The following is a 19,927-nucleotide window of genomic DNA, read 5'->3' on the forward strand; positions in this document are numbered from 1 at the left end:
CCCAGGGGTACGAAGGCGAAGCGGGCGTCAGCCCTTGACGGCGCCCTGCATGATGCCGCCCACGATCTGCTTGCCGAAGATCGTGAAGACCAGCAGCAGGGGCAGCGTACCCAGCAGCGCACCCGCCATGATCAGGGACTGGTCCGGGGTGTACCCGCGGCCGAGGCCCGCGACCGCCACCTGCACGGTCGGGCTGCCGGTCTGGGTCAGCACCAGGAACGGCCACAGGAAGTCGTTCCAGGTCTGCACGAACATCAGCATGCCCAGCACGGCCATCGCCGGCCGCGCGGCCGGGAACACCACGTGCCATATCACGCGCCAGCTGCTCGCGCCGTCCACCCGGGCGGCCTCGATGACCTCGTCCGGCAGCGCCTGGAGCAGGTACTGCCGCATGAAGAACACGCCGAACGCGCTCACCAGCGACGGGAAGATGACCGCCTGCAGCTGGTCGGACCAGTCGAGCTTGGCGACCATCATGTACAGCGGGATGATGCTGAGCTGCGGCGGCACCATCATCGTGCCGATCACGATCAGCATCAGCGCGTTGCGGCCCTTGAAGCGCAGCTTGGCGAAGGCGAACCCGGCGATCGTCGACAGCACGACGATGGTCACCGCCGAGATGCCCGCCACGATCGTGGTGTTGAGGAACGCCTCACCGAGGTTGGCGTCCTCCCAGGCGATCTCCAGGTTCTTGAACAGGTTGGAACCGAACCAGAACGGCGGCGGGTTCTGCGCCAGCCGCTGGTTGTCCCGGGAGGCGGCGATCGCGGTCCACACCAGTGGGAACAGCGACACGATCGTGAACACGATCAGGATCGCGTACGCGATCGGACCGCCGTGCAGTGTCCCGCCGGCCCGCGCCGACTTCGGCAGGCGCGGGCGCTTGGACTCCTTGGCGGGTGTGGTCTCGGGGGGCGTCACAGTCGTCGTCACGGCCACAACTCCTTAACTGCTGGCGCGCAGCCGGCGCGAGATGAGCTGGTTGATGATGCCGATGACGATCAGGATCGCGAACATCGTCCAGGCGATCGCCGAGGCACGGCCCAGGTGCTGGTTCACCCAGCCCTGCTCGTACAGGTACAGACCGAGCGTCTGGAACTGGTGCTCCGCGCCGCCGGACGCGCCCTTGTTGGCGTCGAACAGCAGCGGCTCGCCGAAGACCTGGCTGGCGCCGATGGTGGAGACCACCACCGTGAACAGGATCGTCGGACGCAGCGAGGGCAGCGTCACGTGGATGAACTGCTTCCAGCGGCTGGCGCCGTCCAGCGCCGCCGACTCGTACAGGTCCTGCGGGATCGCCTGCATCGCGGCCAGGTAGATCAGCGCGTTGTAGCCGGTCCAGCGCCAGATGATGATCGACGAGACGGCGAACTGCGAGGGCCACTTCTCGCCCTGCCAGTCGACCGGGTCGATCCCGACGAAGTCGAGCGCCCAGTTGATCATGCCGTAGTCGTAGCCGAAGAGCAGTACGAACACCAGGGAGGCGGAGGCGATCGAGGTGGCGTACGGCGCGAGCATCGCGACCCGGTAGAAGGTCGAGGCCCGCAGCTTGTAGTTGAGGATGTGGGCGATGCCCATCGCGATCAGCAGCTGCGGAACGGTCGCGATGATGCCGATGGTCAGGGTGTTCTGCGCCGCGTTCCAGAAGAACTCGTCGTCGAAGATCCGGGTGTAGTTCTTCAGCCCGACCCAGCTCATGTCGGTCGGGGCGGTCAGCTCCACCTGGTGCAGCGAGGCCCAGCCGGTGTAGAGCAGCGGGAACAGGCCGAAGGCGATGAACAGCAGGAAGAACGGCGAGACGAACGCGTACGGGCTCCAGCGCATGTCGCGCTGCCAGCGCCGGGACAGCTTGGCCCGGCGTCGCTGGTCCTTGTCCATGGGCGCGGAGCCCTTGGACGGACGGCCCGGGGCCGCGCCCCCCTTGGAGGGGAGCGCGGCGGTGTCGTGGCGGGTGGCCATTTCGGTCACTTGTCCAGGTTGTTGTCGATGGTCTTGGTGGCCGTCTCCCAGGCCTCCTTGGCGGACTTGCCCTTGGTCACCAGGATGACGCCGTTGTCCGTCAGACCCTGCTGGATGATCTGGTCCTTCGGGCCGATGACCTGGACCGGGATCTGCTTGGCGGCCTCGGAGAAGATCTCACCGATCGGGGAGTCACCGGTCATCTCGTTCTTCGCGCCGGTCACTTCGGGGCTGTCGTACGCGCCCGGGGTGCTCGGGAAGCTGCCCTGCACCTTGAACAGCTTCGCCTGCTGCTCGGGCGCGGTCAGCCAGGCCACCAGCTTCTGCGCCTCCTCGACGTTCTTGCCGCTCTTCGGCACGCCCAGGAAGGAGCCGCCCCAGTTGCCGGACTTGGGCGCCACGGCCACGTCCCATTTGCCGGCGGCGTCCGGCTGCGACTTGGCCTTGATGGTGCCGAGCATCCACGGCGGGCAGGCGACGGTGGCGAACTTGCTGTTGGCGATCGTCGTGTCCCAGGCCGGCTGGAACTGCGTCTGCGACTGGACCAGGCCCTTCTCGGCGGCCTCGGCGGTCAGGTCGAAGGCGGCCTTGACGGCCGGGTTGCTCTTGTAGATGACCTCGCCGGAGGCGTCGTAGAACTTCTCCTTCTCACTGCTGAGAACGGCGTTGAGCAGGCCGCCGGGGGAGTCCATGAAGAAGGTGTCGTCGCCGGCCTTCTTCTTGTACTTCTCACCGGTCTCGATGAACTTGTTCCAGTCACCGGCCCACAGCTTGCCGACCTCCGCGCGGTCGGTCGGCAGGCCGGCCTTCTCGAAGAGGTCCTTGCGGTAACAGATGGCCATCGGGCCGACGTCGGTGCCGAGACCGACGGTCTGGCCGTCCTTGGTGGTGGCCTGCTCCCACTTCCACTCGAGCCAGTTCTTCTTGTCCACGCCCTCGGCCTTGGACATGTCCACGAACTTGTCCGCCTGGGTGCCGACGACCTCGGCGATGTTGGCGATCTCGATGGCCTGGACGTCCATCAGACCGCTGTTGGTGGTGAGGTGGTTCAGCAGAGCGGGGTAGTAGTTCTCGTTCCGCTCTACGACCGTCTGCTCGATCTTGATGTCCGGGTTCAGCTTCTCGTACTCGGCGTAGAGACCGGCCTCCTCGTAGCCGAAGGTGCCGAACAGACCCATCGTGATCTTGGTCTTGCCCTCGCTGTCGGACGAGGATCCGTCGCCGTCGCTACCGCCGTCGTCGGCACAGCCGGCCAGCAGCCCGGTGCCCAGCGACACCACGGCCGCGATGGCCAGCGCCTTACGGGCGATGGGCTTCCCCCCGCCCGACCGCTGACGGGAGAGGGGGAGGGTACGTGCTCGCATTGCGTCCTCCTGTTGCCCTGACGTGCCGACCCCCCGGCCAACGGCATGGTTGAGCCCGTATCTTGCGCGTTGCGGCTCGGGCGGGGAACGTGCGGGTTGTGTATGTGTCAGGTACTGTGGGAGCGCTCCCACAAGTGATGTGTTGAAGAGTCGCGGGTCCGGGCGAGGGTGTCAAGGGAACAGACGCGGCAAAGTGCCTTCAGTTATCGGGCTGTTAACTGGACGCCCGGGACCCGTTCCCGGAAGCCCGCGGTCCACCGGGGGGCCTCCCGGCGGTGACCACCGTCACTGACGGGGCTGTTAGATTCCAGGCCAGCGTGACATACGAAGGAAGGCGGAGCCGATGGCAAGCCACGGAGCGCGGGGCCGGAGCGGCGGCCGTCCCACCCTGGAAGAGGTGGCCGCGCGCGCCGGTGTGGGCCGCGGCACGGTCTCCCGTGTGATCAACGGTTCGCCCCGGGTGAGCGACGCCACACGCGCCGCCGTGGAGGCCGCGGTCGCCGAACTCGGTTACGTCCCGAACACGGCCGCCCGCGCCCTGGCCGCCAACCGCACCGACGCCATCGCCCTCGTCGTGCCCGAGCCGGAGACCCGGTTCTTCGCCGAGCCGTACTTCTCCGACATGCTCCGGGGCGTCGGCGCGGCGCTCTCCGACACCGAGATGCAGCTGCTGCTGATCTTCGCGGGCAGCGACCGGGAGCGGCAGCGGCTCGCCCAGTACCTCGCCGCCCACCGGGTGGACGGCGTCCTGCTGGTCTCGGTGCACGCCGACGACCCGTTGCCCGACATGCTGTCCCAGCTGGAGATCCCGGCCGTGATCAGCGGCCCCCGCTCGGCCACCGAGACGCTCGCCTCGGTGGACTCGGACAACTACGGCGGCGCCCGCCAGGCCGTCGAGCACCTCATCGGCCGGGGCCGGCGCACCATAGCCCACATCACCGGCCGCCTCGACGTGTACGGCGCCCAGCGGCGCGTCGACGGCTACCGCGACGCCCTGCGCGAGGCGGGCTTCGAGGCGGACGACCTGCTGATCGAATCGGGCGACTTCTCCGAGGAGGGCGGCCGACGCGCGATGGCGGCCCTGCTGGAGCGACGCCCCGACCTGGACGCCGTCTTCGCCGCCTCGGACGTCACCGCGGCCGGCGCCCGGCACGTCCTGCGCGACGCGGGCCGCCGCATCCCCGACGACGTGGCCCTGGTCGGCTACGACGACTCCGCCATCGCCCGCCATCTGGACCCGCCGCTGACCAGCGTGCGCCAGCCGATAGAGGAGATGGGCCGCGCGATGATCGACCTCCTCCTCGCCGAGGTCGCCGACCGCCGCCCGGCGGCCTCCCGGGAGCTGGAGCGGCGCCAGATGGTGCTGGCGACGGAGCTGGTGGGCCGCGCCTCGTCGTGATGCCAGGGGCGGGCGCCGGTCCGGCGCCCGCCCCTGCGCTCATCGCCGGAAACGAGTTCAGCCGGTGACCTCGGTACGAGGTCACCGGCTGAACTGGTGAGGGTGAGTGACGGGACTCGAACCCGCGGCATCCTGGACCACAACCAGGTGCTCTACCAGCTGAGCTACACCCACCATGGCCTTGTCGGTCGAGGTCAGTGACTTCTCCGACCGGCCGAGAAAAAGTGTACAGGGTCCGAAGGGGTGCTCGCGCACGCTTTCCGCGGCGGCCCCCCACGACCCCTCGATCCGCCTACTGAACAGGCAGGACGTGCTTCGCGGCGATCTTCTTCGCGGTGTCCGAGTCGGGCCCCGGCTGCGGTACGAAGACGGCCTCGCGGTAGTAGCGCAGCTCCGCGATGGACTCGCGGATGTCGGCGAGGGCGCGGTGGTTGCCGTTCTTCTCGGGACTGTTGAAGTACGCCCTCGGGTACCAGCGGCGGGCCAGCTCCTTGATGCTGGACACGTCCACGATGCGGTAGTGGAGGTAGTCCTCCAGGGTCGGCATGTCCCGCAGCAGGAAACCGCGGTCGGTGCCGACGGAGTTGCCGCACAGGGGGGCCTTTCCGGGCTCCTTGACGTGTTCCCGCACGTAGTCGAGGACCCGCCGCTCGGCGTCCTCGGGCGTCGTGCCGCCCTCCAGCTCGGCGAGCAGTCCGGACGCGGTGTGCATCTCCCGCACCACCTCCGGCATCGTCTCCAGGGCCCGCTCCGGCGGGCGGATAACGATGTCCACGCCCTCGCCGAGCACGTTCAGTTCGGAGTCGGTGACGAGGGCGGCCACTTCGATGAGCGCGTCGTCCGACAGCGAGAGGCCGGTCATCTCGCAGTCGATCCACACCATGCGATCGTTCATGTGTCTAACCTTACGGGGCGCTGCGCTTTCGGCGGCGTGTCGGTGTTCGTGTGAACGTCACAGGGGCTGCCGCCCCCGGGCCCCCGCTTCGGCTTTGGACGGGCCTTGTCCTCGATCGCCGGACGGGCCGGAAGTGGCCGGCCCGGTCTCGTCGGTACAGGCCGACGGGCCGGAGGCCATGGCCTCCGGCCCGTCGGCTGCCGCTGTCAGCTCACGGCGCGCTGCGCTGGCCCGGGAGGGCCGAGGCCGTCAGGGACGGGCCCAGGGCGCTGGCCGCCGCCGTGCGGCGGGACTGGTGCGGGAGCGGGTTGTCCGGGTGCAGGGCGGGTGGTGCCTGGGGTCCCGCGTGGCCCGGCTGGCCCGGTGGGAGGGTTCCCGCGGTGCTCGGGGCGCCCTCGGTGTCCTGGTTCCGGTCGGACTGGGGGCGCCGCGCGCGGTACGCGGCCCGGTAGGCGGCCGGGGACGAACCCAGCTGGCGCCGGAAGTGGCCGCGCAGCGCGACCGGTGAGCGGAAGCCGCAGCGGCCGGCGACCTCGTCCACCGAGTAGTCCGACGTCTCCAGCAGGCGCTGCGCCTGGAGCACCCGCTGCGTGATCAGCCACTGCAGCGGCGCGCTGCCGGTCAGCGAGCGGAACCGGCGGTCGAACGTACGACGGCTCATGTACGCGCGTGCCGCCAGCGTCTCCACGTCGAACTGTTCGTGGAGGTGCTCCAGCGCCCAGGCGACGACCTCGGCGAGCGGGTCGGCGCCGATCTCCTCGGGTAAAGACCTGTCCAGGTAGCGCTCCTGGCCTCCGCTGCGGCGCGGCGGCACCACCAGGCGGCGGGCCAGCGCGCCGGCCGCCTCGTTGCCGTGATCGGTGCGCACGATGTGCAGGCACAGATCGATCCCGGCCGCCGTGCCCGCGGACGTCAGCACGTCGCCGTCGTCCACGAAGAGTTCCCGTGGATCGACGTGCACCGACGGATAGCGTTTCGCCAGCGTCGGCGCGTACATCCAGTGTGTGGTCGCGGGACGGCCGTCCAGCAGGCCCGCCGCCGCGAGGACGAAGGCGCCGGTGCACAGTCCGACGATGCGGGCGCCCTCCTCATGGGCCCGGCGCAGTGCGTCCAGGGCCTCCTCCGGCGGTGGCGAGGTGATCGAACGCCAGGCCGGCACCACGACGGTGCCCGCCCGGGATATCGCCTCCAGGCCATGCGGTGCGGTGAGTTCCAGGCCTCCCGTCGTCCGTAGCGGGCCCTCTTCGCCTCCGCACACGAGCAAGCGGTAGCGCGGTACGCCGGCGTCCTGGCGGTCAACCCCGAACACCGACAGCGGTATGGAACTCTCGAAGATGGGGCCGCCGCTGAACAGCAGCACCGCGACGATCTCCTTGCGGCGGCGGCCGGAGAGTTTCCGGGCCGTCGTTTCCGGCGCGGCAGTGGAGTCGTGGCTCATACTGCTAAGCCCCCCTCGGTGGTCGCGGCTCCTCGGTTGTGTCGCTCCTGCACGTTTCCCCTCGGTCCTGCACGAGTCCCCCGCCGTAAGACATCAAGATCGAATCTACTGCGTCCCGTCGCGCGCCGGTGGCCGGTTCGCCACCCGGCGCATTGTCGACTTGGCAACTTGGCGTGAAGCATTCGATCACGAAGCGTTGCACTCGTGGGCTGCGTGGGGAAGTGCGCCTTGCCGCAGTGGCCAATCCACGTAGGGCGCGCGGGGCCCGCTGACCCCTTTTCGTGCAGGTCGAACGGGGGTTGGGGGGTGGTTACGGTGGAGGGCGCACACCGGCCAGAAGTTGGCTGAAAAGATACGGGAGAGGGCACGGAAACCGGTCAACCGACCGGTGTCTCCCCGCCACCGTCCGTGCCGGCCCCGCAAGGGCTCCGGTTCCTCCCGGGCGGCAGCCGGCACGGAGGGCTCTGTGGCGTGGCCCACGGGGCTCGACGTACGGACGGGAGTGTCGGTCACCGTGGGTCCGCGACGGCTCACTCCCACCGGCAAGTGAACCCTGTGCAAATCACCTGTACAGCACAGCAACCATTGCGTGACGGGCGGACCCTCGTGCATGCTCCGGGGAACCCGCCTGCCGGTATGTGCGGGATCTGGGCTTAGGAGGCGTGCCGCCGTACCCTTGGGGGTATGGGGTTGGGAAGATAATTCCCGGACACAGCTCCGCCGCACACTGTCGTCCCCCACAAAGGATCACAACCCCGAGACAGCCATGGCCGGTCACGAATTCTTCGAACCCGCGGACCGCAAGCGGCCGGTCGCCGATCCCACGGCGGCCGAACCCCTGGCGGCGGAGGAACCACGCCATCCCTGCGACCCCGCGTTCCGGCACGGTGTGGTCGTCGGATTCGACGGCTCCACCTCCAGCGAACGGGCCCTCGCCTACGCCATCGGCATGGCCCGGCGCTTCGGCTCGGGCCTGATCATCGTCCACGTCGCCAACCGGCTGCCCACGACCGTGTGGGCGGGCTGTGAGCCGCCGGTCTTCGTGGACGTCCCGGACCATCGCACGGAGGTGCTCGGACTCGAGCTGGCCTGTGCGGATTATCTGGCCGAGGTGCCGTGGATTCTCGTCGAGCGTGGTGGGGACATCTGCCATGAGCTCGAGGAGGTGGGGCGGGAGTATGCCGCCGACGCGATCGTGGTGGGTTCCACCCACGGAATCGTGGGGCGGCTTTTCGGGTCCGTTGCCGGGAGGTTGGCCAAGCGGGCGCAGCGGCCGGTTGTCGTTATTCCGTAAGTCGTTGACGGGCCCCGTGTGTTGGGTGGCAACACGTGGGGCCCGTCCTGCGATTCGGTCTGTGCGGGCGCGTGGGGGCTTGTCGCGCAGTTCCCCGCGCCCCTGAAGACGCGCAGTTCCCCGCGCCCCTGTGGGGCGCTCGCTGCTCCGCCGTTGCTGTCCTGGCGAGGTTTCCGGGCTTGTCGCGCCCGCGCGGCGGAGCCGTATATCGATACAGCCCCGCGCCCCCCAAAAAGCCCCTACTCCACCGTTACCGACTTGGCGAGGTTCCTCGGCTTGTCGATGTCTCGGCCGAGGGCCAAGGCCGTGTGGTAGGCGAGGAGTTGGAGGGGGATGCCCATGAGGATGGGGTCGAGTTCGTCCTCGTTCTTGGGGACGAGGAGGGTGTGGTCGGCCTTCTCCTGGTCCTGGTGGGCGACCGCCACGATCTGGCCGCTGCGGGCCTTGATCTCCTCCATGGCCGCGCGGTTCTTCTCCAGCAGGTCGTCGTCCGGGACGATCGCGACCGTGGGGAGGGCCGGCTCGATCAGGGCCAGCGGGCCGTGCTTCAGCTCGGAGGCCGGGTACGCCTCGGCGTGGATGTAGGAGACCTCCTTGAGCTTCAGGGAGGCCTCACGGGCCACCGGGTAGCCCCGGACACGGCCGATGAAGAGCATCGAGCGGGCCTCGGCGTACCGCAGGGCCAGCTTCTTGATCTCCTCCTCCTGCTTCATGATCTCGGCGATCTGGCCCGGGAGCCTGCGCAGGCCCTCGATGATCCGCTTGCCGTCGCGCACCGACAGGTCACGGGTGCGGCCCAGGTGCAGGGCGAGCAGGGCGAAGGCGACCGTGGTGTTGGTGAAGCACTTGGTGGACACCACGCACACCTCGGGCCCGGCGTGCACGTAGATGCCGCCGTCCGCCTCGCGGGCGATCGCGGAGCCGACGACGTTGACCACGCCCAGCACCCGCGCGCCCTTGCGCTTCAGCTCCTGCACGGCCGCCAGCACGTCGTACGTCTCACCGGACTGGGAGACCGCCACGTACAGGGTGTCGGGGTCCACGACCGCGTTGCGGTAGCGGAACTCGGAGGCCGGCTCGGCGTCGGCGGGGATCCGGGCCAGCTCCTCGATCATCTGCGCGCCGATCATGCCGGCGTGGTACGAGGTGCCGCAGCCGAGGATCTTCACCCGGCGGATCCGGCGCGCCTCGCGGGCGTCCAGGTTGAGGCCGCCCAGGTGCACGGTGGAGAAGCGGTCGTCGATCCGGCCGCGCAGCACACGGTCCACGGCCTCGGCCTGCTCGTGGATCTCCTTGTGCATGTAGGTGTCGTGGCCGCCCATGTCGTACGACGCCGCCTCCCACTCCACGGTGGTCGGCTCGGAGGTCGTACGGGTGCCCTCGGTGGTGTAGGTGCGGAAGTCGTCGGCCTTCAGCGTCGCCATCTCGCCGTCGTCCAGCGTCACGATCTGGCGGGTGTGGGCGACCAGCGCGGCGATGTCCGAGGCGACGAACATCTCCTTCTCGCCGATTCCGAGCACGACCGGCGAGCCGTTGCGGGCCACCACGATGCGGTCCGGGAAGTCGGCGTGCAGGACGGCGATGCCGTACGTGCCCTCGATGAGGCGCACGGTCTCGCGGACCTTGTCCTCGAGCTTCTCGGCCGTCGAGCGGGCGATGAGGTGGACGAGGACCTCGGTGTCCGTCTCGGAGAGGAACTCGACGCCGTCCGCCTCCAGCTTGCGGCGCAGGTCGGAGGCGTTGTCGATGATGCCGTTGTGGACGACGGCGACCTTGCCCTCGGCGTCCAGGTGCGGGTGGGCGTTCACGTCGGAGGGGGCGCCGTGGGTGGCCCAGCGGGTGTGGGCGATACCGGTGGTGCCCTTGAAGCGCGCCGGAACCTTGGCCTCGAGGTCGCGCACCCGGCCCTTGGCCTTGACCGTCTTCAGGCCGGACGCCTTCGGGGACGTGACGGCGATGCCCGCCGAGTCGTAGCCGCGGTACTCCAGGCGCTGCAGGCCCTCCAGCAGCAGGGGAGCGACCTCACGCCTGCCGATGTATCCGACGATTCCGCACATATGTGTATGTTCCTAGCCGTAGACGATGCGGCGCAGTTGCCGGAGCGAGAGCTCGGGCGGGGCCACCGCGCGGTATCTGAGGTCCGCCTCGATCCGTTCGAAGATCGTCGCGTTCACCAGGCCCTGGGCCTGGAGCTCGCGGTGGCGGCGACGGACGTACTCCTCGGTCGTCTCGTCGAAGTAGGCGAGCACGTCCTGGACCACGCGCAGCGCCTCGCCCCGGCTGAGGGGCGTGGACCGCGTCAGATGATCAACGAGTTCGTCGTGCACTCGATGATCCTGGGGTACCGGCCGCGGTTTCGCAAGAAACGTGCCCGATTTCGGGCAGGACTCACAGGATGGGCCCAGGATCGGCTCACATGCGCTTGAGGATCGCCTGTTTGGCGAGGGTGAACTCCTCGTCCGTCAGCACCCCGGACCGGTGCAGTTCGCCCAGCTCCCGCAGCCGGCGCAGCAGGGCGTCGTGGTCGTCCTCGGCCGGAGTGGGGGCGGTCGGGGGCCGGGGTGCGGCTGCCGGCTCACGCGGGTGGTCGTCGGCGGGCGCGGCCGGGTGCGGCAGACGCGCCTGGACGGCGGCGGCGACGAGCGCCATCAGCGGGTCCTTCTTGAAGCCCCACAGCTCCACCGAGTTCGGGTCGTACTTGGCGGGGGCCTTGGTGGGGGAGTGCCGCACGGAGAAACGGAGGTGGCCGTTCTCCAGTCCGACCGCCGGCTGCCACTCCACACCGGTCAGGTCCGCCATCGCGAGGGTGCGGGTGCCGGCGGCGGCCTTGGCGTCCTCCGTCTTCCAGTTCCACTCCAGCCGTATGCGCTCGCCGTCGAAGCTGACCGTGCCGTCCCCGGCGGAGACGGACAGCGGCACGGACGGGCCGGGCAGCAGGTACTCGGTGACCGGGTCGGAGGGGATCTGGTCCAGCAGCAGGGCGGTGCGGACCTCCTCCGTGAAGTACTCGGCGACGCCGTAGCGGTCGGAGTCGACGATCAGCTGGTAGGGGTCGTGCGGTTCGGTGAGCCGGCCGCCGGTCGCGTGCAGCAGGGGGTCGGCGCCGTCGCGCAGCCGCAGCTTGAGTCGTCCCGACTTCTTGCCTTGCTCCAGGGAGATGCCTGCCAGCGCCTTTAGCGGCAGCACCAGTTCACCCAGGGTTCTGCGGAGCAGGCCGACGTTCTTGTCCCGGCCGGGGGTCAGGCGCAGGGCGTCTCCGTCGAAGATCCAGGTGCCGTCCTTCTGGATGATTTCCGCCATGGGGGGATTGTTTCATCGGATCTGCGGCGCCGTGGGGGCTGGTCGCGCGTTCCCCGCGCCCCTGGGGGGGGTGGGGCAGTGCCCCTCAGTTCCTCAGGGGCGCTGCCCCTGAGGTGTGCGCGCTGACGGGCGCTCCGGAGGACCGTACTCCGGAGCGCCCGTCCGTATGCGGGGGCTGTCACCGACCCGCGATCGGGTTCTTCAGGTTGCCCACCAGTTGGAGCGCGCCCGACGGGTCCGTCAGGTCGACCATCTGCCTGTTGTTGCGGAGTTGGAGGCGGTTGAGGCAGGAGAGGGCGAACTCGGGGGCGAACATGTCGTAGCGGGTGAACTTGTCGGCGAGTTCGGGGACCGACGTCTGGTACTCGCGGGTCACCTCCGCGACCGTGCCCCAGAAGACGTCCTCCTCCACGATGCCCTCCTCGGCGAGGTTCGCCGCGAGGAAACGGAAGAAGCAGTCGAAGACGTCCGTGAAGATCGACAGGAGCTTCGTGTCGTCCGGGACCTCCACCCGGATGCGGGAGACCTCCGGCGGCAGCACCGCGTCCGGGTCCATCACCGCGATCTCCTCGGCGATGTCCTTGTAGACCGCCCGCCGCACCACCCCGTCCTCCAGGACGAGGATCACGTTCTCACCGTGCGGCATGTACACCAGGTCGTAGGCGTAGAAGCTGTGCAGCAGCGGGACGTAGTACGCCCGCAGGTAGTGCCGCAGCCACTCGGCCGGAGCCAGCCCCGACCGCTCGATCAGCGCGCCCGCGAAGGACTTCCCCTCGTGGTCGACGTGGACCAGCGACGCCATGGTGGCGAGCGACTCGCCGTCCTCCAGGGACGGCACCGGGCTCTCCCGCCACAGCGCGGCCAGCATCTTCCGGTACGGCGAGTAGCGGTCCGTGGCCTGCTCGTACTCCAGGTGCCGGTAGCCCACGGCGGCCCGCTCGCGGATGATGGACAGCCCCGTGGCCCGCAGCACCGGGTCGCTGTCGATCAGCCGGGCCAGCCAGTCGTTGATCGCCGGGGTCGCCTCCATGTAGGCGGCGGACAGTCCGCGCATGAAGCCCATGTTGAGGACGGACAGGGCCGTCTTCACGTAGTGCTTCTCGGGGTGCGAGGTGTTGAAGAAGGTACGGATGGACTGCTGGGCCAGGTACTCGTCGTCACCCTCGCCCAGGCAGACCAGGTGCCCGCGCGCCACCTCGGCGGCGAAGGTGACGGACAGCTTGTTCCACCACTGCCAGGGGTGGACGGGGATGAGGAGGTAGTCGGCGGGGTCGAGGTCCCGCTCGCGCAGGACGCCGTGGAAGCCCTCGACGGTCTCCTCGCCCAGCTCCTGACGGACGAACGACTCGTACTCGATCCCGACGCCGGCCGTGAACGCGGCCCGTGAGCGGTGCGCGGCCAGCCACACCAGCCTCACCGGGCTGGCGGTCTCCGGGGCGTACGACAGGTACTCGTGGATGCCGAAGCCGAGCCGCCCGTTGTTGGCGACGAAGCAGGGGTGGCCCTCGGTCATCCCGGTCTCGATGGCCTGGAAGCCGGCGTCGACCAGCTCGGCGACCGGGACCTGCGGCTTGGTGAGCTTGTAGCAGGTGCCGGAGAGGGTGGAGGAGATCTCCTCCAGGTACACCGGCAGGATCTCCTCGCTCAGGCCCAGCGACTTCTGCAGCTCGACGAAGAAGTCCAGGGCCGCGAGGTCGAGTTCGGCGTCGCCGCGCCGGCGGGTGATCGAGTCGGCGTCGATCACCCAGTGGTCCAGGGCGCGGAGCGTCGCCGTGAAGGCGTACCGGGTCAGGCCGTCGTCGCTGCGGACGACGTACCCGCCGTCGTCGGTGGCCTCCGGTGTGATGAGCCGCTCGTGCGCGAACTCGGCGAGTGCCTTGCGGATCAGCAGGCGGTTGGCCCGCGCCCAGCGGTGGGGGGACAGATGCGCCACGGCGTCGGACAGGGTCATACGGATACTCCTCGGGCGGCCAGGAACTGTTCGCGCGTGCAGAAGCTCAGCAGCGCGCGCTTCTCCGGCTTGTCGATCTCACGCTCGGGCACGAAGCCCACGGCCTCGTTCAGCGCGTGCACGGCCTTGTTGGTCACGTCCGGCTCGACCACCACCCGCCGGGTGTCCGGGTCGGCGAACAGCTCCTCCATCACGGCGGTGATGACGGCCCGGGTGAAGCCGTGGAGCGGCCGGTCGGTCGGCGCGACCAGGAAGTGCATGCCGACATCGCCGGGCTCGGGGTCGTACAGGCCGACGAGTTCGACGTACCGGGGGTCGTACTTCTCCATCAGGAAGGCCGGTTCGCCGTCGTGCAGGCCCAGGTAGGCGTGGTGGTGCTCGTGGGCGGCGATCCGCATGTACTCGCGCTCGACGTCCTGGAGCCCGGCGTCCTGCATCATCCAGAACGCCGCCTTGGGGTCGGTGACCCAGCGGTGCAGCAGCTCGGCGTCCTTCAGCGGGTCCAGGGGCCGGACGGTGAACGTACCGATACCCGTACTGCTCGTACTGCTCGTACTGCTCATACTGCGAACTCCTGGAACGCGATGGTCTTCTCGACGGGGTAGTACTCGGTGCCGAGCAGCTCGCGGATGATGGTCGCGTTCCGGTACGGGCCCATGCCCAGGTCGGGGCTGGTGATGCTGTGCGTGTGGACGCCGGCGTTCTGCAGGAAGATGCCGCGGCCGGTGACGTCGATGGCGTAGTCGCGGCTCACGTCGAAGCGGCCGTGCCCGTCGAAGCGGATCCGGTCGCGGACCGGGTCGAGGAAGGCCGGCGGCTCGTAGTGGTAGCCGGTGGCCAGCACCAGGCCCTCGGTGCGGATCTCGAAGTCCTTGCCCTGCTCGTCCTGGTGGAAGCCGAGCGTGTAGCCGCCGTCCTCGTGGCGGGCGGTGGTGAGCGAGGAGTTGGTGAGCAGCCGGGTGGGGACCGGACGGTCGCCGCTCTCGACGTTCTTCTGGTAGAGCAGGTCGAAGATCGCGTCGATCAGCTCCGAGTTGATGCCCTTGAACAGGCCCTTCTGCTGCTTCTCCAGCCGGTAGCGGGTCTCCTCGGGCAGCGCGCGGAAGTAGTCGATGTAGTCCGGGGAGGTCATCTCCAGGGTCAGCTTGGTGTACTCCAGCGGGAAGAACCGCGGGGAACGGGTGACCCAGTTGAGCCGGTAGCCGTGGACGTCGATCTCGGAGAGCAGCTCGTAGTAGATCTCGGCGGCGCTCTGCCCGCTGCCGACGACCGTGATCGACTCCTTGTGCAGCAGCTCCGCCTTGCGGTGCATGTACTGCGCGTTGTGGAAGAGGCCGCCGTCCAGTCCGCGGCACGGCTCGGGGATGAACGGCACGGTCCCGGTGCCGAGCACCAGGTGCCGGGCGCGGTACGACTCACCGGCCGCCGTCGCCACGGTGTACAGCCCGTCGCCCTCGTCGTACGTCACCTCGGTGACCGTGGTGCCGAAGCGGATGCTGCTCAGCTTGCCGGCGGCCCAGCGGCAGTAGTCGTCGTACTCGACCCGCAGCGGGTAGAAGTTCTCCCGTATGTAGAACGAGTACAGCCGCCCCTTCTCCTTCAGGTAGTTGAGGAAGGAGTACGGGGAGGTCGGGTCGGCCAGGGTGACCAGGTCCGACATGAACGGGGTCTGCAGGTGGGCGCCGTCGAGGAACATGCCGGCGTGCCAGGCGAAGTCGGGCTTGGACTCCAGGAAGACACCGCTGAGTTCGTCGATGGGCTCGGTGAGGCAGGCGAGGCCGAGGTTGAAGGGGCCCAGTCCGATGCCCACGAAGTCGTAGGTGGTTCCATGGGCTTCAGGAAGCGCGGTCAAGGGACTCTCCCAGGTACTGCTCGGCGTGGCCGGCGATCAGATCGAGGACGGCGGCGATGTCGGACGTCGTGGTCTCGGGGTTCAGCAGGGTGAACTTCAGGTAGTGGCGCCCCGCCACCTTGGTGCCCGCGACCACCGCGTCACCGGAGGCGAACAGGGCCTTGCGGGCGTAGAGGTTGGCGCGGTCGATCTCGGCGGGGTCGGTGACGGCGGCCGGGACGAAGCGGAAGACCAGGGTGGACAGGCTCGGCTCGACCACGACGTCGAAGCGGGGGTCGGCGGCCAGCAGTTTCCAGCCCTCGGCGGCCAGGTCGCACACCTCGTCGAAGAGCTGCCCGATGCCGTCGGCGCCCATCACGCGCAGTGTCATCCACAGCTTCAGCGCGTCGAAGCGGCGGGTGGTCTGCAGGGACTTGTCCACCTGGTTGGGGATACGTTCCTGCACCATGCGGCGCGGGTTGAGGTACTCCGCGTGGTAGGTGGCGTGCCGCAGCGTGGCCGCGTCGCGGACCAGCACGGCCGACGAACTGACCGGCTGGAAGAAGGACTTGTGGTAGTCGACGGTGACGGAGTCGGCGCGCTCGATGCCGTCGGCGCGGTCCCGGTACTTCAGCGAGGCGAGCAGGCCGCAGCCGTAGGCGGCGTCGACGTGCATCCAGGCGCCGTACTGCGCGCACAGTTCGGCGATCTCCGGCAGCGGGTCGATGGAGCCGAAGTCGGTGGTGCCGGCGGTGGCGACGACGGCCATGGGGACCAGGCCCGCCTCGGCGCAGCGCTCCAGCTCGTGGGCGAGGGCGACGGTCTGCATGCGCTTGTCGTGGTCGACGGGGATCGACACGACGGCGTCGGGTCCGAGGCCGAGCAGTTTCGCGGACTTCTTCACGCTGAAGTGGCTGACCTCGGAGGCGAAGATCCGCAGTTCCGCCAGGTCCTCGGCCTTGGCCTCCTCGCGGGCCAGCAGCAGTGCCTGGAGGTTGGACTGGGTGCCGCCGGAGGTGAACACGCCGTCGGCGGCCGGGCCGAGGCCGATGCGGCCCGCCGTCCAGTCGATGAGCTTCCGCTCGATGAGGGTGCCGCCGGCCGACTGGTCCCAGGTGTCCAGGGAGGAGTTGACGGCGGAGAGCACGGCCTCGCCGAGCACGGCCGGGATGACGACCGGGCAGTTGAGGTGGGCGAGGTAGCGGGGGTGGTGGAAGTAGACGGCGTCCCGGAGGTAGACGTCCTCCAGTTCGTCCAGCACGGCGGTGGTGTCGTGCAGCGGCTGGTCGAGGTCGATGCCGTCGATGCGGGGGGAGAGCGCGTCGACGGTGACGCCGGTGAACGGCCGTTCGGTGGTGGCGAGTTTGGCCGCCACCCGCTCGACTCCTTCGGTCACGGAGCGGCGGTAGTGCTCCGCGGTGGTGTCGTTGAGCAGGTGCGAGCGCATGTGGGGGTCCTCCGGTGGGGACGATCCGGTGCGGGGAAAGCCGGTGACGTGTTACTTAGGTTAGCCTAACCTAAGTAACATGCCATGAAACCAGCCACAGCCGTGACCGTGATCACTCCTGCCTCAGGAGCGATCGGGGTCAACCGTGTTTCGCGCTACCCCTGTTCGCGAAGCTGCTCTTCGGTCAGCCCGCGACGCCAGTAGCCCACGAACGTCACCCGCCTGCGGTCGATCCCCCGCTCGCCCACGAAGTGCCGCCGTAGCTGCTTCACGTGGCCCGCCTCCCCGGCGATCCAGACGTACGGCCGCTCGGCGGGCGGGAGTTCGGCGGTGCGGATGCCGTCCAGGGCCATGGGGGAGCCCTGGTCGTGCGCGTCCCTGACGAACCACGTGATCTCGGCGTCGGCGCCGGTCGCCAGGTCCTGGACGTCCCCGGAGTGCGGCACCTCCAGCCAGACCCGGGCGCGGGTGCCGGCCGGGAGGGTCTCCAGGACGGCGGCGGTGGCGGGCAGGGCGGTCTCGTCGGCCCACAGGAGGACCAGGTCGGTGTCCTCGGGCGGGCGGAAGCGGATCGCGCGGTTGTCGGCGACCGCGGGGCCGAGCAGCAGCACCCGGTCACCGGCGGCGGCGCGGGCGGCCCAGCGGGAGGCCGGGCCCGCCTCGGCGGACGCGCCGGCCTCTTCGCCGACGCCGTGCAGCACGAAGTCGATGTCGACCTCGGTGGTGTGCCCCTCGGCGTCCGCGCGCAGCCCCCGGAGCGTGTACGAGCGCATCACGGCCCGCACGTCGTCGGGCAGTTCGCGCCAGCCCTGCCACCAGTTGTCGCCCCGTTCGAGGGGCACGACCGGCTCGCTCTGCCCCGGATGCGGCAGGAACAGCGACAGGGACTGGTCACGCCCGTCGGAGCGGAAGTCCCGCAGATCGGGACCCGCGAAGGTGACCCGGAGCAGGGACGGGCCGAGCCGCCTCGTCGTCACGACCTGGAGGGCGAAGAAACGGAACGGGGCGGCTACGGCGGTGGTCACGTGTGACTCCGAGGAGGGAGGGGTTCCGGCGGGTGCGGTCAGCCGACCTTCTTGGCCTTCTCGATGGCCTCGGCGAGGTTGTCGAGGAGCGGCGTGCACTTGTCGTAGGACAGGATCGGCTCGGGGGAGCGGGCGATGACCTGGCCGGCCTTGACCGCGGGGAGCTTCTTCCAGGTCGCCTCGGTGATGTCGGCGGGCTGGATGGTCGAGGCGCGGTCGTCCATGATGATGACGTCGGCCGGATACTTGTCGACGTTCTCCCAGCTCAGCGTCTCGAACCAGCCGCCGGTCGCCTTCTTGGCCTCCTCCGGGGGCTCCACCAGGTTCACGCCGAGGGCCTTGAAGTACTCCAGGTCGATGGAGTAGTTGGAGCCGGAGACGTAGAAGACGTCCTGCGCGGCGGAACCGGCCAGCACCCTGATCTCCGGGCGGGCCTTCGCGGCCTTGCGCAGCCGCTCGGCGGCGGCCTCGAACTTCTTCTTCGCCTCGACGACCTTCGTGGCCTTCATGTCGGCGCCCAGCGATTCGGCCAGTTCGGCCATGCGCTGCAGCGGCTCGGGCATCTGGAGGTCGTAGACGGAGATCGCGACGCTCGGGGCGAGCTTGGCGATCTTGTCCTTGGAGGCCTCCGGGACGTACCAGAGGGTGCCGGCGTCGTCGAACGTCGTGGAGACGAGCACCTCGGGCTGGAAGGCCGCGTACTGCTCGACGTTGAAGCTGTCGAACTTGTTGCCGAAGATCGTCAGCTTGCTGACGTCCATGTCGCCGGCCTGGACGTCGGCCTTGCCGTCCGTCGTTTTGGTCGGTCCGAAGACGCCCTTGACCTCGACGCCGTAGTCGAACAGCGCGGCGGCGACACCGGTGAACGCGACGATGTTCGTCGGCACCTTGTCGAGCTTCACGGTGGTGCCGCGGTCGTCCTCGAAGGTCCAGGGGCCGGACTTCGCGGCGGTCGTCCCCTTGTCCGAACCAGCGCTTTTCGCGTCGTCGTCTCCGCAGGCTGCGAGCACGGCACCGAGGCCGAGCGCGCCGCCGGCGGCGAGGATGCCACGGCGGGTGAGGTGGGTGGCTCTGGCGTTGGACATGGTTACGCTGCTTTCGAACGGGGTGGATCACCCGCCGGACAATTCGAGGGTAGGTTAGCCTAACCTCAGTCTCTGTCCAGGGGTGGGGCCCTGTCGATCGGCACCTGTGAGTCGACCGCGGTCGTGCCGGATGTCGTCCTCGCCGAGCGGACGGTCCTCCACTTCCCGTCAGAAGGCGCCGAGCGGGGGCGGTCGGCCCGCTCGGAGTACCATTCCGGCGAGGTTCTCCGGCCGGCGCTCCGCGAGGTGGCCGTCTTGCGCGCTCCGGGATCACGGCGCCCGGCGTCGACGCTTCGGACAGTGACCCCCGCGGTGGCGCAGCCGTACAGGGAATCCGCGCAGAGAGGACGGTGCAGAATGCGTGTGGTGGAGAGCTGGTCCCGCGTGATGAGTCTCCTTCGGGAGCACGCCCCGGCCGATCACGCGGATCTGCCCGGGCCGGCCACGGAACAGATGCTCGCGGCCGCCGAGGAACGAATGGGCATCGCCCTTCCCCAAGACCTGCGGGCGTGGCTGCTGCAGAACAACCTCGACCTCCCCGAGGAGGACGCGGACGACGATGCGGCATGCTCCGGTTTCGCCGGGTTCCCGGACGAGGGAAGCTTCTTCCTGGGCATCCGGTCGATCGAGAAGCTCTACGCCAACCGTCCGCTGCCCGACGGGATCGACGAGTGGATCCCGTTCCTGTCGGATCAGGACGGCTGGTCGGGAAAGTTCATCGACGCGCGGGACGGCCGTGTCGGCAGCTGGTTCGTGGGCGAGATCACGACCACCGGCGAGTACCCCTCCCTGGCCGACTACTTCGACTCCGTGGCGGAGATGCTGACGAGCATCGCCGAGGGAAGCCATCCGACCGGCTCGGTCGCCGAAGGACGCCTCGTCTGGTCATGAGACCGATCGCGGAACAGGAACGCCCCCCGGCTGGAACCGGGGGGCGTC

At 69.3% G+C, this 19,927-nt stretch carries 17 protein-coding genes and 1 tRNA gene; 3 read left to right on the plus strand and 15 right to left on the minus strand.

Features of this window, described 5'->3' with window-relative positions; all coding sequences use genetic code 11:
- Nucleotides 1-27 precede the first annotated feature (27 nt).
- Genes AMK33_RS06265 through AMK33_RS06275 form a run of 3 tightly spaced genes read right to left on the minus strand, consistent with a single transcriptional unit; the run spans nt 28 to nt 3,323 of the window.
- Complete coding sequence (locus tag AMK33_RS06265; RefSeq protein ID WP_073932058.1) at nt 28-933, minus strand: carbohydrate ABC transporter permease; 906 nt, start codon at nt 931-933, stop codon at nt 28-30.
- Nucleotides 934-945: 12 nt separating this feature from the next.
- Entirely contained in the window at nt 946-1,959 is a 1,014-nt protein-coding gene (locus tag AMK33_RS06270; protein WP_073931728.1) for a carbohydrate ABC transporter permease, read from the minus strand.
- A gap of 5 nt (nt 1,960-1,964) precedes the next feature.
- Nucleotides 1,965-3,323, minus strand: coding sequence for an ABC transporter substrate-binding protein (locus AMK33_RS06275; RefSeq protein WP_073931729.1), 1,359 nt, complete (start codon nt 3,321-3,323; stop codon nt 1,965-1,967).
- Nucleotides 3,324-3,666: 343 nt separating this feature from the next.
- On the opposite strand from AMK33_RS06275, the gene AMK33_RS06280 reads away from it, so the two are divergent.
- Nucleotides 3,667-4,722, plus strand: a complete 1,056-nt coding sequence (locus tag AMK33_RS06280; protein ID WP_073931730.1) for a LacI family DNA-binding transcriptional regulator — start codon at nt 3,667-3,669, stop codon at nt 4,720-4,722.
- A gap of 101 nt (nt 4,723-4,823) precedes the next feature.
- Here AMK33_RS06280 and AMK33_RS06285 read toward each other — a convergent pair.
- From AMK33_RS06285 to AMK33_RS06295, 3 genes are all read right to left on the minus strand, one after another.
- Nucleotides 4,824-4,896: transfer RNA gene (locus AMK33_RS06285), tRNA-His, on the minus strand.
- 118 nt (nt 4,897-5,014) lie between these two features.
- Nucleotides 5,015-5,617, minus strand: a complete 603-nt coding sequence (orn, locus tag AMK33_RS06290; RefSeq protein ID WP_073931731.1) for an oligoribonuclease — start codon at nt 5,615-5,617, stop codon at nt 5,015-5,017.
- A gap of 211 nt (nt 5,618-5,828) precedes the next feature.
- On the minus strand, nt 5,829-7,055 hold the full coding sequence (locus tag AMK33_RS06295; protein WP_073931732.1) for a helix-turn-helix domain-containing protein: 1,227 nt from the start codon (nt 7,053-7,055) through the stop codon (nt 5,829-5,831).
- A 766-nt stretch (nt 7,056-7,821) separates the two neighbouring features.
- Between AMK33_RS06295 and AMK33_RS06300 the strand changes: the two genes are divergently transcribed.
- Entirely contained in the window at nt 7,822-8,349 is a 528-nt protein-coding gene (locus tag AMK33_RS06300) for a universal stress protein (protein WP_073931733.1), read from the plus strand.
- A gap of 239 nt (nt 8,350-8,588) precedes the next feature.
- On the opposite strand, the gene glmS is transcribed toward AMK33_RS06300, so the two are convergent.
- From glmS to AMK33_RS06345, 9 genes are all read right to left on the minus strand, one after another.
- Complete coding sequence (gene glmS, locus AMK33_RS06305) at nt 8,589-10,406, minus strand: glutamine--fructose-6-phosphate transaminase (isomerizing) (RefSeq protein ID WP_073931734.1); 1,818 nt, start codon at nt 10,404-10,406, stop codon at nt 8,589-8,591.
- 12 nt (nt 10,407-10,418) lie between these two features.
- Nucleotides 10,419-10,676, minus strand: a complete 258-nt coding sequence (locus tag AMK33_RS06310) for a hypothetical protein (protein WP_030217181.1) — start codon at nt 10,674-10,676, stop codon at nt 10,419-10,421.
- Between the two features lie 85 nt (nt 10,677-10,761).
- Nucleotides 10,762-11,649 (minus strand): DUF4429 domain-containing protein, encoded by an 888-nt coding sequence (locus AMK33_RS06315; protein WP_073931735.1) that lies wholly within the window; start codon nt 11,647-11,649, stop codon nt 10,762-10,764.
- A 178-nt stretch (nt 11,650-11,827) separates the two neighbouring features.
- Entirely contained in the window at nt 11,828-13,600 is a 1,773-nt protein-coding gene (locus AMK33_RS06320) for an IucA/IucC family protein (RefSeq protein WP_073931736.1), read from the minus strand.
- Nucleotides 13,597-14,163, minus strand: a complete 567-nt coding sequence (locus AMK33_RS06325; RefSeq protein ID WP_073931737.1) for a GNAT family N-acetyltransferase — start codon at nt 14,161-14,163, stop codon at nt 13,597-13,599. Before AMK33_RS06325 ends, AMK33_RS06320 begins: the two co-directional genes overlap by 4 nt.
- A complete protein-coding gene (locus AMK33_RS06330) occupies nt 14,160-15,452 on the minus strand; it encodes a lysine N(6)-hydroxylase/L-ornithine N(5)-oxygenase family protein (protein ID WP_073931738.1) in 1,293 nt (430 codons plus the stop codon). The genes AMK33_RS06325 and AMK33_RS06330 overlap by 4 nt, the downstream gene beginning before the upstream one ends.
- Nucleotides 15,436-16,878, minus strand: a complete 1,443-nt coding sequence (gene desA / locus AMK33_RS06335) for a lysine decarboxylase DesA (RefSeq protein WP_073931739.1) — start codon at nt 16,876-16,878, stop codon at nt 15,436-15,438. The genes AMK33_RS06330 and desA overlap by 17 nt, the downstream gene beginning before the upstream one ends.
- Nucleotides 16,879-17,033: 155 nt before the next feature.
- On the minus strand, nt 17,034-17,903 hold the full coding sequence (locus tag AMK33_RS06340; protein ID WP_073931740.1) for a siderophore-interacting protein: 870 nt from the start codon (nt 17,901-17,903) through the stop codon (nt 17,034-17,036).
- Nucleotides 17,904-17,941: 38 nt separating this feature from the next.
- Nucleotides 17,942-18,988 carry an ABC transporter substrate-binding protein gene (locus tag AMK33_RS06345; RefSeq protein WP_073931741.1) on the minus strand — a complete coding sequence of 349 codons (1,047 nt, stop codon included), beginning with the start codon at nt 18,986-18,988 and terminating at the stop codon, nt 17,942-17,944.
- A 387-nt stretch (nt 18,989-19,375) separates the two neighbouring features.
- On the opposite strand from AMK33_RS06345, the gene AMK33_RS06350 reads away from it, so the two are divergent.
- Entirely contained in the window at nt 19,376-19,879 is a 504-nt protein-coding gene (locus AMK33_RS06350; RefSeq protein ID WP_235617993.1) for an SMI1/KNR4 family protein, read from the plus strand.
- Nucleotides 19,880-19,927: the final 48 nt, after the last annotated feature.

The sequence above is a fragment of the Streptomyces sp. CB02400 genome, assembly GCF_001905725.1.
GTDB lineage: Bacteria > Actinomycetota > Actinomycetes > Streptomycetales > Streptomycetaceae > Streptomyces > Streptomyces atrovirens.